Source organism: Rugosimonospora africana (assembly GCF_016862975.1).
Taxonomy (GTDB): domain Bacteria; phylum Actinomycetota; class Actinomycetes; order Mycobacteriales; family Micromonosporaceae; genus Rugosimonospora; species Rugosimonospora africana.
This window is the reverse complement of sequence record NZ_BONZ01000114.1, coordinates 1-14,481: the sequence shown is the minus strand read 5'-3', so window position 1 is coordinate 14,481 and position 14,481 is coordinate 1. Positions and strand designations below refer to the sequence as shown.

10 protein-coding genes are annotated in these 14,481 nt (G+C 71.2%); 3 read left to right on the top strand and 7 right to left on the bottom strand.

Annotated elements, in window-relative coordinates; all coding sequences use genetic code 11:
* The first annotated feature begins 6 nt into the window (after positions 1-6).
* The 3 genes from Raf01_RS45710 to Raf01_RS45700 all read left to right on the top strand — a co-directional run bounded on the left by Raf01_RS45710 (position 7) and on the right by Raf01_RS45700 (position 2,232).
* Positions 7-297: a hypothetical protein gene (locus Raf01_RS45710; protein WP_203924440.1), complete on the top strand. Its 291-nt coding sequence runs from the start codon at positions 7-9 to the stop codon at positions 295-297.
* Positions 298-366: 69 nt separating this feature from the next.
* On the top strand, positions 367-990 hold the full coding sequence (locus tag Raf01_RS45705) for a hypothetical protein (RefSeq protein WP_203924439.1): 624 nt from the start codon (positions 367-369) through the stop codon (positions 988-990).
* Positions 991-996: 6 nt separating this feature from the next.
* Positions 997-2,232: a WXG100 family type VII secretion target gene (locus tag Raf01_RS45700; RefSeq protein ID WP_203924438.1), complete on the top strand. Its 1,236-nt coding sequence runs from the start codon at positions 997-999 to the stop codon at positions 2,230-2,232.
* 244 nt (positions 2,233-2,476) lie between these two features.
* Here Raf01_RS45700 and Raf01_RS45695 read toward each other — a convergent pair whose 3' ends face one another.
* The 7 genes from Raf01_RS45695 to Raf01_RS45665 form a co-directional block, all read right to left on the bottom strand.
* On the bottom strand, positions 2,477-3,577 hold the full coding sequence (locus Raf01_RS45695) for a thiopeptide-type bacteriocin biosynthesis protein (RefSeq protein WP_203924437.1): 1,101 nt from the start codon (positions 3,575-3,577) through the stop codon (positions 2,477-2,479).
* Positions 3,543-6,212: a SagB family peptide dehydrogenase gene (locus Raf01_RS45690; RefSeq protein WP_203924436.1), complete on the bottom strand. Its 2,670-nt coding sequence runs from the start codon at positions 6,210-6,212 to the stop codon at positions 3,543-3,545. The genes Raf01_RS45695 and Raf01_RS45690 overlap by 35 nt, the downstream gene beginning before the upstream one ends.
* Positions 6,213-6,246: 34 nt before the next feature.
* A complete protein-coding gene (locus tag Raf01_RS45685) occupies positions 6,247-8,175 on the bottom strand; it encodes a TOMM precursor leader peptide-binding protein (RefSeq protein ID WP_203924435.1) in 1,929 nt (642 codons plus the stop codon).
* Positions 8,172-9,938: a hypothetical protein gene (locus tag Raf01_RS45680; protein ID WP_203924434.1), complete on the bottom strand. Its 1,767-nt coding sequence runs from the start codon at positions 9,936-9,938 to the stop codon at positions 8,172-8,174. Before Raf01_RS45680 ends, Raf01_RS45685 begins: the two co-directional genes overlap by 4 nt.
* Positions 9,935-11,068 carry a lantibiotic dehydratase C-terminal domain-containing protein gene (locus Raf01_RS45675; RefSeq protein ID WP_203924433.1) on the bottom strand — a complete coding sequence of 378 codons (1,134 nt, stop codon included), beginning with the start codon at positions 11,066-11,068 and terminating at the stop codon, positions 9,935-9,937. Before Raf01_RS45675 ends, Raf01_RS45680 begins: the two co-directional genes overlap by 4 nt.
* Before the next feature lie 2 nt (positions 11,069-11,070).
* On the bottom strand, positions 11,071-13,776 hold the full coding sequence (locus Raf01_RS45670) for a lantibiotic dehydratase (protein WP_203924432.1): 2,706 nt from the start codon (positions 13,774-13,776) through the stop codon (positions 11,071-11,073).
* Positions 13,777-13,985: 209 nt separating this feature from the next.
* The gene (locus tag Raf01_RS45665) at positions 13,986-14,135 is read right to left on the bottom strand and encodes a thiazolylpeptide-type bacteriocin (protein ID WP_203924431.1); all 150 of its coding nucleotides are present in this window, start codon (positions 14,133-14,135) and stop codon (positions 13,986-13,988) included.
* Positions 14,136-14,481 lie beyond the last annotated feature (346 nt).

The following is a 14,481-nucleotide window of genomic DNA, read 5'->3' as shown; positions in this document are numbered from 1 at the left end:
AATGACATGTCTGACATCCTCGACTACCAGTTCGGCGCGATGCAGGAAACCAACACAGCGGTCCAGCAGCGGCTGAGCGAGTTCTCCAACACACTGGAGCAGTTCACAACGACGTACACGACCCTGGCCCAGCAGTGGGGCGGCACCGCGGCGGAGGGAGCCACGGCGGTCGCCAAGCAGCTGGGGTCCTTCGGCGACGAGGTGCGGGAGACCGTACAACAATTCCTCAGCGCACTGCAGCAGCACCTCGAGGATTCGCAGAAGACCGAGCAGACCAACACCGGCCTGTTCTCCTGACCCTGTGTTCACCTGACCATGTCGCGTCGGGCACCGGGCGCGGTGCCCGACCGGTATCGGGAGGCAACGATGAACTCCGGCGGTTCCTTCCGGATCAACGTCCAGGCGGTCAACGACTTCGCGCAGTTGCTCGCCGATCAGCTGGATACGGTGCAGCGGTCGGCGCAGACCGTGGCCATCTTCACCCGGCCACCGGACCTGCCGCTGGGCGCGTTCGCGGAGGCGTTCTCGCTCGGCGACGACCACTCCGACGAGGTGGCCGGGGTGGCCGACCTGGTGGCGAAGGTCGCCCGAAGCGTCGACTTCGCCCGCAGCGTGACCACGCTGGTGGCCCAGCGGTACGCCGCGCTGGACGCGGGTGGAGCGCACCGCATCGGCGCGGTCGTGGGCGATCTGTCGGCCCCGACCGACCCGCTCAAGACGGCGTCCCCGCTGCCCACCGTGTACTCGATACCGGCCGGCGCCGGCGCGCCAACCGGATACGCGACGCAGCCAACAGCCGCGACCACGAGTGCTGTCTCGGCCAGCGGACCCGCGACGGGTACCGCGACGCCACCGCCCGGCAGCCTCGTGCCGCCGCGGGAGGTGGCGCAGTTCGAGGTACCGATCCCGCCCGCCGGCGGCACCGTGTACTACTACGACGGTGCCGCCGCGGTGCAGGTGGGTGTCAACATCCAGGCGCAGGACGCGTAGCCGCATATGGACAGCCGGTACGGGCAGACGGACTTCCGCCAGTTCGCCCACGCACAGCTCATCGCGATGCTGACCGCGGGTCGGCCGGCCGATGTGCGGGTCGCCACCGAGGGCTGGCGCGACCTGGCCAACACACTAGACAACGTGGCCACGCTCATCGAGCAACGGGACCGCCAGCTCCGTCCGCTGTGGGAGGGTGCGGCCTCCGATGCGCACGCCGAGATGATTGCCTCCCTTGTGGACGGTGTGCGTCGGGTCGCCTTCGTCGCCCGCGGCGCCGGTGACCAGGTGGATGCCGCGGGCGAGGCGCTGCGGCAGGCACAGGCACAGATGGTCGCGCTCGGACCGCCGCTGACCTCGACCCCGCCCGACCAGGCCACCATCGCCGTCGCGTCGGCGGCGTTGCCGTACGGTCGACCCGAACTGCCGGCCGTGGCCGCCGCGCAGGCCAACGCGGTGCGGGCCCTGCAGAACTTCCAGCGGGCGCAGGCCGCCGCCGGGGTGCGCGCCGCCGCAGCCGTAGCCATCCTGAGCGACCTGCGCGACCGTTACTCCAATGTAGACTTTCCGGCGCTGCCTCAGGTCGCGGAGCCGCCGACCCTGGCCCCGGACGGCACGCCCATCTTCTCCACCGAGGCGGCGACCGGCACCTCCGGCGCGACCGGCACGTCGGGCACGTCCGGCGTATCGGCCGCGGCCCGGCCGCTCTTCGCCGACCTGTGGGGCGACGGCCTGGCCGCCGGCCTACCGCAGGCCCAGCTCATCGGGGCGTATCAGGCGACATCGCCGGTCGCGACGAAGGACCCGTCGGCCGGCGGCTCGTTGGCCGGTGGCCCGCCCGGCGGCGGGCTCGCCACCGCCGGTGGCGTGGCCGGTACACTCGCGGCCGGCCTCGGCCGCGGCGGGGTTGGAGCCGCAGCCCGATCCGGTGATTCGGCGGCCGCCCTGCTCGGCGGCGCGGGTGCCCTGTCGGGTTCGGGTGCCGGCGCCGGGTCGAGTCTGGACGGCGGCGTACCGTCCGCCGTGGCTCAGTCGTCTCTGGCCTCCAAGGTCGGCCTGACACCGCCCGGCACCGCCGGGAACTCGGCCGTACCCTCGTTCCTCGGTGGCGGATTCGGCGGCGCGGGCGGGGGCGGCGCACTGGCCGGCGGGGTGGGTTCAGGCGCTGTCGCGGCCTGGCTGATCGGTGAGGTGGAGGAGTTCGGTGTGCGGGCCACGGTCGTGCCTGGAGTGGTCGAGTAGCCGACGGCCGCCACCGAAGGTCTGGCCGGGTTTCGCTTGTTCGTAGAGATTCCGGGGTCGATCCAGAGTAGATTCGCGCACGCCACGGCGCTGTGAGGCGGCTCGGTGCCGACGCTGCGGCTGCGGCCGGACGTGTCTGAATCGTTCGCGACTGAACTACGCCTACCGGGAGCGGGAGTTGGAGCGTAGGCACACCCGCGGCAAGATCGTGCTGCGGCCGGGGCGCTGATCCCCCTCGAGCGCGTCACGACAGAATTATCCCGCGACGACTTGCGGATTCTGCGATGAGAGCGGCGTGCAGCGCGTCTGCCAGGTACGACTCCTGGAGAACGGAGACACCGAGCCTGTTGTTCGTCATGTGCAGATAGGAGTGCAGCAGTCGCGGCAGTGCCATATCGAGGCCGACCTCGCCGTGCCGCAGACCCGCGTCGGAGAACGAGACACCGTCGGTGGCCACCAGCTCCGCGAGGCGTCGACGCAGCGCCCGGCAGTGCCCCAGCCAGCCCCGCGCCGACCCCGGCAGTGCGGTCGGAAGGGAATCTTCGGTGCCGGCCGTGCGTACGGCCTCGCGGATCTCGTCGGCCCGACGCCGTAGTCGGGCGAGCAGCGGCGCATGGGCCTCGCGGTAGACCGGGCGGAGGTCCGCGTCGGCGGTTCCGTACGCCCGCGTCCAGAAGTCGCGGTAGTCGTCGAGGAAGCCGACCACCCGATCCACATCGTCGAGCAGCACGAGACACAGGATGAGCCCCAACTGGGCCGACAGGCCGAGCCGGGCCGACGGGGCCGGCCGTTTGGCGGCCAGCAAGCCCAGAACGAGGTCGCTGGAGGCTTCGAAGTGCCACTCGGCGAGCTCGATGCCGGCCGGGCCGCCGTAGCGGGCGTACTCCGGCTCGTAGTCTGTCCGCCAGACGCTGTTGTTGTCCCGGACCGACATCTCGCCGTCCCGCCCGTACCGCTGGTCCCAGGCCGACTGGTCGTACTCGGCGAGGAACAGTCCACGGTATGTTTGCGCCGTCAGCTGGAGCGCCTGGTCGAGCGAGGGGTTGTCGGCGAGGTACGCCGTCAGGTGTGCCTGCGCCTCGGCCGCCACATCGTCGGGCGCCACGCCGGGCGCGGGTAGCAGCCGCAGCCGTACGTGTGGCCCTTCCATCCAGTACCGGATGAAGAAGTGCGACGCGATCAGACCGCCCTCACGCAGTGACCGCACGATCGGCGCCACGCCGTCGATGAGCAGCTGGTCCTGGTTGTCGGCGTAGAAGATGTGCAAGCTGATCCACTGTGGGCGGTTGGCATGCGGCGCCGCGTCGCTCTCAGTAGAGCCGGTGGTCGAACTCGGCGCTACCATCGCGTTCACCTCCAATCAGCAGGCACAGCAACGTCCGCTCGTCGGTGCCATCGAAGCCGAGTACCTGGTCGACGGCGACATGGTCCAGGTTCAGTACGGCGCCGCAGCCGAGCCCGACGGCGGTCGCCGTGAGGTAGACACTCTGCGCAACCGTGCCCACCTCGGCGTTGAGTAGGCGGTAGCCACGAGGTCCACAGTGGTCGATCATCGCGTCCGATCGACCGGAGACGACGAGCACGGCGGCTGCCTGGTTCAGGTCGTAGTTCATCAGGCTGACACCGATGCCGGCCAGCACGTCCAGCCACCGGTCGGTGGGTGCGGTGGCGCTGCGGTGCAACACCTGCGTGCCGGGGTCGTACAGGTAGCCGCCGGCCGGCAGGCCCGCGATGTGGTTGGCGAGAACCGACAGTCTGGTCCACCCGGTAGGCCCGCCATCGGGCGTGGTGTCGCTGCGATACCCGCTGGTTCGGGTGGCCAGTCGCAGTACCGAGGCAAGCCTGGGCAGCTCGAGCGGCGGCGTGGCAACCATGGCGCCGGAGCTGGAGCGGCGCCGTGGCAGCAAGTCTGAGACCGGATCCGTCGGCGGCGGCTGTGCTGGCTCCGGCAGGGGGTAGGCGTCACCCGGACGATGCGGGCCGGCGGGTGCGGGGTCGACGGCCGCCCGCCGTGCGTCATCTGCGTCCGGTAGTTGCTGGCCGGACCACATGGTTTGCCCGTGCACCCGGGCGGTGCAGGCGAACCGCAGGAGGGTCCGGGACCGTTCAAACGCCGCCGGGCGGTCCGCCGGACCGGCGCACGCCGGCGGGTTCTGGCCGTCCTGGCGGTCCTGGCCGTCCTGCCAGGGCATGGGCACCACGGCCAGGACGCTCTCCACTGCAGTGTCCAGACCCAGCAGCTCGTTGAGGGCCTGGTCATCGAACCAGAGCAGGCGCCACACGGGCAGGTCGATGGCGGCGCCGAGGTGACCGAGGGCGCCGAGTAACGCGCCGAGGTCGATGGTGCCGATGTGATAGGCCAGGTTCGCGTACTTGAACGCGTTGCGCCAGAAGCTCAGCGTTATCAGCAGGAACTGGCTTGCGGCCTGAGCCTGTGGATGCGGTACGACCTGCCGGACGCGGCCGGTGTGATTGCCAAGAGCGAGCCGCTCCAGTGCGTGATGGCCGGGCGCGTAGTGGTAGATGCCAGCGGGCAGCGGGCCGCCATTGCCGGCGACCCAGTAGATCTCCAGCGGATACAGGCCGCCGCCGCTCACCGCGCCCCGGCGCCAGTCCGCGGCGGCGTAGTCGCCCGCCCGCCGTGGCTGCCCCGAGTCGACCCGTAGCCGCCGGGACAGCCTTCCGTACGACATCCGTAGCAACCAGGCCAGCGTCGGCAGGCTGAAGCGCGACCGCGCGGGTCCGGCGGCCAGCTCGGCCGCGAACGGCCGCAAGGTCGCCGGGGCGTCCTCGGGCAGAGCGATCAGTGCAGCCCGCGGGTACGAGTTCTGGGCGGCTGGCTGGTCGTTCCAGTCGGGCTGGAAGTCCGCTGGTGCCGGCCGGCTGCGGACCAAGCGGTGTACCACCGCCGAGTACTCGCGCACGGAGGCCGCCGGCATGTCCCGCACGGTCCGCACGACGAAACCCGGCGTCGCCGGGGCCTCGCGCGCAGGAGGTGTCCCGGCATGGTCGGACGCGTGGTCGTGGCAGACGGGGCAGCCACCGTCTACCACCGGCCGGCTCGTCTCAAGGGTGCGCAACTGCTGGACGACGGCGTGTTGGCTCGGCGAAACGCCAGTCAGCTCGCCGAAGGCGGCGAAGGCCAACGCGCCGCCGATCATGCGCGCGACCAACGGTGTCAAGGCCCCGGTGGGATCCACTGGCCGTGCCGGGTCGAGGCCGAGCTGGGCCGCCGCGCACCACCAGCAGCTGGCCGAGCCCGGCGTGGTCGTCGGACCGATGACCACCCGGCCGTCGAGCGCGGCCGCCGCCAGCACCGGCGCACCACCATTTCGGGCGCGGCCGATCATGTCGAGGATGAGGTCCGGCTCCGCCCGGTCGGCGCTGTAGAGGACGATGTCGTACCCGTCGCCCCCGGGTGGCGGCGGCCACTGACCAGGTACCGGCTCGGGCGTGCCCAGCCGCGCCGCCTCGGCCGCCACGGCGCTGTGCAACGGCCAGCCGGGCGGTGCCGCGAGGAAGACCGGGCCGGCCCCGTTGCGCAGCAGGCCGAGCACGGCCGCCTGTAGTGAAATGCCGTTGCCTGTCAGCAGGATCCGTGCGGTACGCCAGCGCCGGAAGCCTTCGGCGGGTGCGTCGCCGGCGTGCGCCAGGTACTCGTACTGGGCGCGGAAGCGTGGATCCGATGGAGCGGACCCGTTCTCCTGCCCGATGTCGATGACGGCTCCGCGGTCGAGCAGGCCCCGAATCAGCGCGGATACCGTCTCCCGCTTGGCCGCCGGTAGTCCGGCGCAGATTTCGCGCACGGTACGTTCGCCGGTCAGGCGTGGCACCAGCCGCGACAACAGCCGGTAGGCATTCGCGCCGGCCAACCACATTGTCTCGCCGTTGGCCTGGAGCACGGCACCATCGGTCGTCGGGTGCAGTACCGCGTCGCGACGCAACCGCGGCCGGATCACCGCATCGGCGCGAGCATCCATTGTGGACACCTCCGAGAGGTTGTGCGTCCCAGGGTCACGGGAACGGGTGGGGGTACAGCGGCAGGTCGGCGTGCTGGCGAACGGTTGGCATCCGGCCCAGCCGGGCCGGCACCTCGAGCAGCCGGGGCAGGCCGAGCGTGCGATGATTGATGTGACCGAAGGTCATCGGCAGGGTCCCGGGTACGATCACCTTTGCCGCGTGCAGGCCAAGCCGGTCTCGCGTTGCCGGATCGGTCTGATCCACCACGATGGTCTCTAGTCCGAGATCGGCGAGCCGGCCGACCAAGCCGGTCAGCAGGTCGGTGAGGTCAGCGGGGCGCGGCGGTAGGTCCGGCCAGAGCTCGCGCCAGTCCACCGGTTCCTGATCATCGAGCAGGAACGCGTACCGGGAGCGAGCCTCGGGGATGGTGTACAGCAGCACGTGGTCGTCCAGGTCCCTGACCTCCGTCGAGTCGGCGAGCATGCGCAGTGCCCGCTCGGGATCGCGCATGCCGGCCTCGTGCTGGATAAGCGCGTTGGCGAACAAGCCGACGCCTGCCTCCGTTGCCGCCGAGCCAAGCGCGACGCAGGGGTCTTGGTGTGTACCGGCGGCGAAGTAGGCGTTGGGTGCTGCGGGGTCCGGGTCTCTCCTCAGCGCGAGGCTGACCACGGTGGGTAGCCCCAGATCGTTGGTCGCGTCGAAGAGCAACAGCTCGTATCCCGCCTCGTCCAGCACGTCGGCGATGTGCCAGGTCTGCATATCGTCGGCTGGTATCGCGACTCGCCGCAGCGGCGTTTCGGCGTACCAGGCCATGAGGAAGGCGTCGCGCTCGGCGACCTCGAACAGTCCGTAGAGCGCCGCCTCCTCGAGGCTGTTGCCCAACCCGCAGCCGTTGGAGGTCTCATCGATGAAGTGCGGAGCTTCTGTGGTGGGCCGGATGCCGTAGTACGCCGCATGCTCCGGTACCGCGATGGCCGTGCCTTTGGTGAGCGACCATCCGTACACCCATAGTGTCGGTAGGTCAGGCCGGTACGCCGTCACGTGTGGAGACTGCTCCGGATAGCAGAGGTCAGGCAGCCCGAGGCGGACAGGATCCACGGCACGCTGTGGCCCGAGGTCTGCGTAGGCCGCATGGAGGACGGTCCGACGACCGGCGGGGCGCCGGCCAAGCTGCCGCTCCACGGCCTCGAACAGGGCGATGCGCCGCGCCTCCTGCGGGGTGAGCCCCCGGCCGTAGCCGTAATCAAGCCTGCCGTCGGTCGCGAACAGCGCCGATGCCGTGGGTAGCGGCCGCTCGTCGTTGATGTTGACTCGGACCACCTCACCGAGTTGGCCGTCGAGCAACCCTCCGGCCAGCTTGCCGCCGGCCGTGGCCGGGTTGTCCTGCCGCCAGGCGCCGCCCGCCGGCAGCGGTCGTGCAGTCAGCGCGACGCGGGCCGCGTCGGGTGTGTCCTCGGGCCTGCGGTCGCATGTTGGACAACCGGGACGCGGTGCGGGCGAGTTCGCCGATACCCAGCCGTTGGCACTGTTGAATATCCACATTCGGTCGGCCGCGGCCGCCGGATCTTGGATGATCGAGGCAGCCACCGCGGCGACCGCCGGTAGGTTCGTTGGCGGGATCGGCCCACCGAACGTGACCCGCTCCGCATCGATGGGCAACGACAGGATCCGCATTCGGGCGTCCTCGGCGCAGTCGAGGCACCCCAGCAGGCCTGGGCCGACGAGTGGGCCGAGCAGTGTCACCGCGCCGTCCTGCCGCAGTGGCAGCACGGTGCGGCCGCCGGCCACCGCGCGGCGGCTGAACTCACCGAGTTCGGTGGGCGTCCAGGCGGACGGGACAGCGATCGTCACACCACCCGCCGGTTCGGTATCGGGGTCCGGCTCGGCGAGCCCAGCGCATACCCGGACATCTTTCAGGTCGACCAGCGTCGATAGCTGACTGGTGAGCGCCGCCGTCGGTGGGGGTTGAACTACGACAGTCATCCCAGCTCCCATACGCAGAACGCGACGGCGCGCAGTGCCAGCCCCACCTCGTGGCGACCCGGTGGGGCCGGCCGGAGTTGACGTCCGCGCGGCACGAACCGGCGCAGGCCGTGGATTAGTTGTTGCTCGGCGACGCGCCGGACCGCCCGGTCGTCAGTGGCCGGCCCGACGAGCGGTGGGTCGGATGGCTGTGCCGACACGGCGCGGCATACGGTGACCGGCGCGTCGACCTCGAGGCCAGCGCGGTTGGCCTCGTGCATGGCCACGGCACCCAGCGCCGCGTTCGCGACCGCTGTTCCCGCGCTGGCCTCGACCGCCCAGGCCAGCTCGCGGCCGGCCACCTCCACCCGGGCGGCGAAAGCGCCATCGGCGAGGCGGGCGAGGCCGAGTCGCGCATCCAGTCCACATCGGATGGTCAGGGTGATCCACCACCTGCGCGCCGCCGGATCGTCGCGCCATCGGTGCTCGGTGCCCGGGCCGGCGGCGGTCGCGGCGGCTCGCCCGGCCACCTGGTAGGCGGCGCGGCGCAGGAGACGTCCCGTGGCATGCTGGTCGTCGATGCCGACCGCCAACCGGCCGGTTCCGTCTGGACCGTCGGTTCCGTCAGGGTTGAGCAGCCGCTCGGCGCCACCGAGGGTGGCATCGAGTCGGGCCGTACTGATTTTGTCGCCTGTCCCGAGTACCCGCCATCTGTCGGCCTCGCACATCGCCAGGGCGGCCGGAACTTGGGGCAGGTCTTCGTAGCGCGGCACGGGCAGCACGCCCAGTTCCGGGTCGCACAGCGCGTCCAGTCGCGCCAGGACGACGTCGGGACTGTCCGCCGGGCCGGGTGTGTCCCCACCATCGGCGAGCCACGGGTGGTACCCGACGGTGAATGGTTTGGCTCGGGCGACGAGGACCATCGGCCACGAGTCCGGCAGTGTGTCGGGGGCGGACCGGCCGGCGGGGACGGCAGCGCCGGCAGGCTCGGTGCCGGCAGGCGCGGTGATCGGGCCGCGCCCCGGATCAGGTAGCCCGGCGACCACCCGCAGCAGCCGCTCGGTGGCGGCGGCGCCCAGGACCGCCGCGAGTGGCTGGGGCGCGGCTGTTGCGCGGGCCGGCCGGCCGGCGACGCCGAGGCGGATGGCGACCCGCGAGGCGGTCGCCGCGCCCTCGTCAGGCGCCGCCGGATGAGTTGCGAACCCGCGGTGCTCGCCGATGCCGGCGAACACCGCCCAGTTCTGGGCGGTCAAGGCAACGATTGCGGGGTCCTGCAGGGCCACACCGCCTGAGCGCGACACCTGCACGCCGGTCGCGAGCAACGCGGAGATGGCAGCGTCGGCCACCGCCGACCCAGCGTCCCCGGTGACGGCCACGTCCACGGTCGTGGCGGCGAGCTGGTGCCAGGCCACGGCTGGGTCGGCGGCCAGCTGCTCGAGCCAGTCGGCCACCAACGGCGGCGGCGCATGCTCGGTGTCGTCGCGCCAGGCGGAGACCACCGGCAGCGTCAGGTCGTGATCGCGTAGGGCAGACACCAGTTCCCGTAGCACCTTCAGCAGGGCTGGTCGCGACGCGGCCGCCGCCAGCCGTTCGGTCGCCACACCACGCCGCAGGGCGGGCTCCAACCGCTGCCACAGCCGCCACAGGTCCGCGCCGCCGACGACGGTGAAGGCGGTGTTCCAGCCGCGGACGTAGATGCCGTCGGGGGTTGGGGACACGTGTACCGCCGGACGCAACCGCACCACAGTCGCCGCCGCGTTGGTAGGCCCCACTGGGGCGCTCATCGCGGCGTTGCTGCGGCAGCGGCCTGGGACCTCAAGACCTCCTCGACGAACTCCCGCCAGGTGCGTCCGGACAGGCGTTGTGCCGCCTCGGTGACGAGCGCGGCGGCCAGGTACCGTTCGGCCGGGGTCAGGTCGGTCACCGCCAGCAGTAGATACAGCATGTTGGTGCAGAAGCGCTCGATGTCGAAACCACGCTGTGCGTCTGCGTCGCGTTGGAATCCCTGGACAAGTTGGTGGAACTCGCTGGAGTCAGTGCTGGCGTGCATCGCCATCAGCGGGGTCGGATCGTCGAACGCTGCGAGGCGACGCAGGGTGTCCCGGGGTGAGGCCGAGCGCAGTTCGCCGCGGTCGTGTGCCGCCGCCGCCAGGTCCCGTGCCGTCGCGCCCCAGCGCTGCCACGCGGCGGCGAGCGGATCGCTGGTGTTGGCGTCGACGCTGCCGGCGACCAGGTCGGTCACTCGGTCGGCAGTGCGCCGCCAGATCGCGTGATGCCGCGCCCGTAGCGTTCCGTCCGGGTCGGCGTGGTGCAGGTACAGCTCCAGGTGTGACAGGTAGGAGATGTAGTTGCTGTGCAACCCCCAGCGGCCCGCCGCTGCGTGCGCGGCCAGCGCGATGACGGCCGCGCGTACCCGGGCTTGCGTGGTGTCGGCGCGTCGCCCGACGTCGGCGACCGTCGCCTCGACCGCCGGTACTCCGGCCCGCAGCAGGGCGGCGCGCACGGCGCGGGTGGCCGGTCCGCCGGATACGCGGGCCGCCGCGGCCGGGTCCGGCTCCTCGACCCGAACGGTGTTGTCGTCGATGAACGGCTCGTAGGGCGGCGGCACCAGCTCCGCCCGTCCGGCGGCGGTAGCCAACGCCGACAACTCGTCGGGCGACATCCGCACCCGCGACCGGTGGTCGACCAGATGCCGGGCAATGCCGCGTGCCAGCTGTGCGGAGGCATCGATGAGCGTGTGCCGCTCGCCGGCCAGGCGGAGACGAACGTGTGGCCCGTGCAGCCAGCCGCGCTCCAGGTGTGCTTCGATGCCCGGCTGGAGGTGGCGTAGTGCCGGCAGCACGGCATCGCGCAGGAGTGGTGCTTTGATCGGGTCGTAGTAGTAGACGACGACGTCCCGCTGAATCACGGTCATGTTCATCCCCTCCGGAGGTAGGTCTCGACGACCAGTTCGGTGGCGTGCCGCCCGGTCGGTGCCTCGCCCGGTACCGGCAGCGCCTCCTCGATCAGTACCGGGCCGCTGTGCTCGGCCAGCAGTCGGGCAAGGCAGCGCAGGTGCAGGGCGCTGGCCAGGTCGACGAACTGCGGTTTCGGATCGGCGGCGCGCTGTCGTTTCGGAACGTCGACGAGCTGTGGCTTCGGATCGGTGAGGGCGGCGCGCATCGCCGCGTGATTCCCCAGGCGCGCGAAGTAGCTGGAGACGAACACCGCCGGCGGCAGCCCCAGCGTCGCCGCCCAGCGGACGGCGCCGCGGGCGGGCACATCACCGTCGTGGCGCAGGTCCGAGATCAGATCTTGCACACTCTGCGGGTCGAGCCGCCAGGCGCGCCGGGAGAGCACCAGCGAGCGGTAGCGCAGCCGGGCGTACCGCTTGACTGTCCGCCCGCGTACCTCGACCGGTTCCGCAGGCGGCAGGTGGCTGAAGTGAGTCAGCGACCCGCCAAGGTCCAGGTAGAGCGGCGCGACCCGGTCCGGCAGCCATCCCGGGAAGAGGAAGCCGAGGTACAGCACGTTGAGGAGCTCGCCGGTGCCGATCACCCGCAGCCGCACCGTGTCGCTTTCCTGGTGATGAACCAGCTCCAGCTCGGTGGCGAGCAGGTTCGCCCAGGCCGGATCCTCACCAACCTCGTCGGCGAGCAGCCGCGGATGGAGGTTGGCGTTGAAGCCGTACGTCGGGCGGTACTGCACGGGGCGGCCGTCGCGCAGCGCTTCCCGCAGTTGCCTGCCCACCGCCGCGGCCAACTGGGGCCCCAGCGCGGCGAGAAAGCGGCTAGTGTACCGGCCCCACCCGTCGCCGACCCCGTTTAAGCACCACCCGATGCCCTCGGCATCTTGAAATGGTTGGACGAAGTAGGCGCGCGACGACGGCCGCCGCGACAACCACCGTGGTGCCGTCGCCACCGCCTCATCGATCAGGTCATCGGTCAGTTCCAGTTCATCGCCGTGCCGGGGCGCGCGCCGGACCGCCGCGACCACCTCGCGCCGCAGTCGCGCGAGGTCCACCAGGTCCGGCGGCAGCGGCGGGGCGCCGTCCGGCATTTCGACCACGGTGCCGTCCGAGTCGATCCCATTGCCCGCGGCCCACAGCCACTCGCCATCACCGATGACCTCGGCAACCGGAGCGCTGCCGCCCGGACCGGACTGTTGCACCAGCCGCTGGCGCAGCAGCGCCCGCATCACTGCCGCATTGTCGAACACCTCGGCCAACGCCGACACCTTCGCCAGGTCGGGCCGGCTGTTGCTGCCGGCGGATACGCCGAGAAGCAGCCGATCGCGGCAGACGACATCCTCGCGAAGCACCGCGGCGTCCGGTGGACGTTCGGTACGGGTCACGGCGAACGCGTCGCGCCACTGGTCGGCCAGTCGGTCCAGTACCGGCACGCGTTCTGTCGCCGGAAGCTCGGCGAATTGCCGGCTCTGCTCAGCGATGGTTCGCAGCTCGCGGGCCAGCTCGCTGCCGCCGCGGCCGGCCAGCCAATCGGCCAGCGCGGGAAGCGGGTCCGCTGCCTGTGGATCGACCGGTGCGATCGGCACCAGCAGTTGCTCGTCCGCCAGCCGGCCGAGATATGCGGCTGCGGCGCCGGCACGGGAGCTACCGGCCGGCAGCCGGCCGGCCAGCATGGCGGCGAGCTGGTCGATGGTTCGGCCGGCAGGTCCGGCGTCGCGAAGCTCCGCGACCACGGCGTCGAGCGCTGCGGTGCGGGGCAACCGGACCAACTGTGCCCGGACTTGCATGAACCCGACGACGGCGACCGACTCGTCGCGCTGGAACTCGACCCGCAGGTCGCCGACGGTCAGTGCCGGCGCCAGCCGGTGCGGGATCCCTCGCCGGTACTCCGGCATCGCCAGCACTCCGCGCAGCAACATCGTCACCAGCACGTGGTTGGGCAGGCTCACTGCGGTCCCGCGGAGTTCGTCGGGGCTGCCTGCCGCGGCAGGCGTCCACCGTCCCCAGCCCACGGTCGTAAACCACGACCACGGGCTCACTTTCGTCGTCACGCGCAGGGCGTGTCGGAGGATTTTCGGTTCGGCCTTGCGTGTCTTCGCGTCGGATTCGCCGCCTGCGGCCGCGGCCCGCTGAAGTCCCGAGAGCAGTGAGGCGCTAGACAGCGCGACCGCTCGACGCACACGTTCATCGGAGCACACCGCGGCGAGCGCCTCCCGATCCGCCGCCAGCGCCGGCCCGGTCTGGGCGGTCAGGTCTGCCAGCAACCGCTCCCGCTGGTCCACAATAGACAGCCAGTTCGCCAGCTGCGGTATCCTGGTGGGTAGCTCACCGAGCCCGGCGCGGACCGTCGCGTTAGGAGAACGCCGGTTGTGCACGTCTCGGCGTAGCGGCAACACCACTGTCCGGTGGTACTCCCCGGAATGGTCCGCGCGGCTTGCGTACAGCTCATCCGAGAGCCGCTGCGCCGTCCGGGTGAGCGCACGCTCGCAGTCGATCGCGGCGTGCATCAGGTCGCGGTAGCGCTCGGCGGCCGCTGCGGGTTGTGGGAAGGGCAGTGCCGACACCCGCACGAGTGCGTACGGCGCGACCTCGATCGTGGCCGGCCCGTCGCCGGGCGTCGGATCCGGACCCGGCTGCGGTCCGGTAACTGCATGCTCTATCGCAGATACGCTCATCGACGCTTCCGTTATCGTGGCCAAGGTAGTTTGGCCCGCTGTTAGTAGCGGCTCCGGTCCGGCCGTAACCGCACCGGAGCCGCCGGTTGCTGTCGCGGGGTTGCGCGATCCACACGCTCCATCGGATGACACGTCCGCTGTACGCCAGCCTGGCGGTCCGATGTGGGGCGCGCGATCCGATGGGACTTATTTCCTCACCCAGCCGCCGGTCACGTCGGGGTGCACGACCCCTTGCTCGTGACCGAGCCACTGCTGGAGGCGGCGGTCTCCGGCGACGCCACCGCGTCCCGCAGCGTCGTCACATCGATCTCGGTGATCTCAAGATCATCGAGATCGATCAGATCCAGGTTGTTGTCCATCTGGCTACACCTCCCTTCCATGTGCTGGTGTCCGGGGCGACCGCGGCGCCCATCCACGGGCAAGCCGGTGGCGTGCACTCTCACCGGCCGGTCGCCAGCTTCACTCTCACACTCCCCCGGGCCGGCGGGATCGGTACCTACCACCTAGATTGGCTGGCCGCTCCGCCCAACTTCGACAGCCAACAAACCGAGCCGTCGAGCCGCGCCCGCCGTTAGCAGTGGCCCCGTTCCGGCCGTAACCGGACCGGAGCCGCCGGTGGCTGTCGCACCCAAGAGCCGCCAGCAAAGGAGGTGGCCTCACGTCGGCTGGCACGACCCCTTCGTCGTGATCGAGCCACTGCTGGAG

Coding starts and splice junctions, on each gene's coding strand:
- Raf01_RS45695 (WP_203924437.1), bottom strand. CDS start 3,577: ATGGTAGCGCCGAGTTCGACCACCGGCTCTACTGAGAGCGACGCGGCG.
- Raf01_RS45665 (WP_203924431.1), bottom strand. CDS start 14,135: ATGGACAACAACCTGGATCTGATCGATCTCGATGATCTTGAGATCACC.
- Raf01_RS45680 (WP_203924434.1), bottom strand. CDS start 9,938: ATGAGCGCCCCAGTGGGGCCTACCAACGCGGCGGCGACTGTGGTGCGG.
- Raf01_RS45670 (WP_203924432.1), bottom strand. CDS start 13,776: ATGAGCGTATCTGCGATAGAGCATGCAGTTACCGGACCGCAGCCGGGT.
- Raf01_RS45690 (WP_203924436.1), bottom strand. CDS start 6,212: ATGGATGCTCGCGCCGATGCGGTGATCCGGCCGCGGTTGCGTCGCGAC.
- Raf01_RS45705 (WP_203924439.1), top strand. CDS start 367: ATGAACTCCGGCGGTTCCTTCCGGATCAACGTCCAGGCGGTCAACGAC.
- Raf01_RS45685 (WP_203924435.1), bottom strand. CDS start 8,175: ATGACTGTCGTAGTTCAACCCCCACCGACGGCGGCGCTCACCAGTCAG.
- Raf01_RS45700 (WP_203924438.1), top strand. CDS start 997: ATGGACAGCCGGTACGGGCAGACGGACTTCCGCCAGTTCGCCCACGCA.
- Raf01_RS45675 (WP_203924433.1), bottom strand. CDS start 11,068: ATGACCGTGATTCAGCGGGACGTCGTCGTCTACTACTACGACCCGATC.
- Raf01_RS45710 (WP_203924440.1), top strand. CDS start 7: ATGTCTGACATCCTCGACTACCAGTTCGGCGCGATGCAGGAAACCAAC.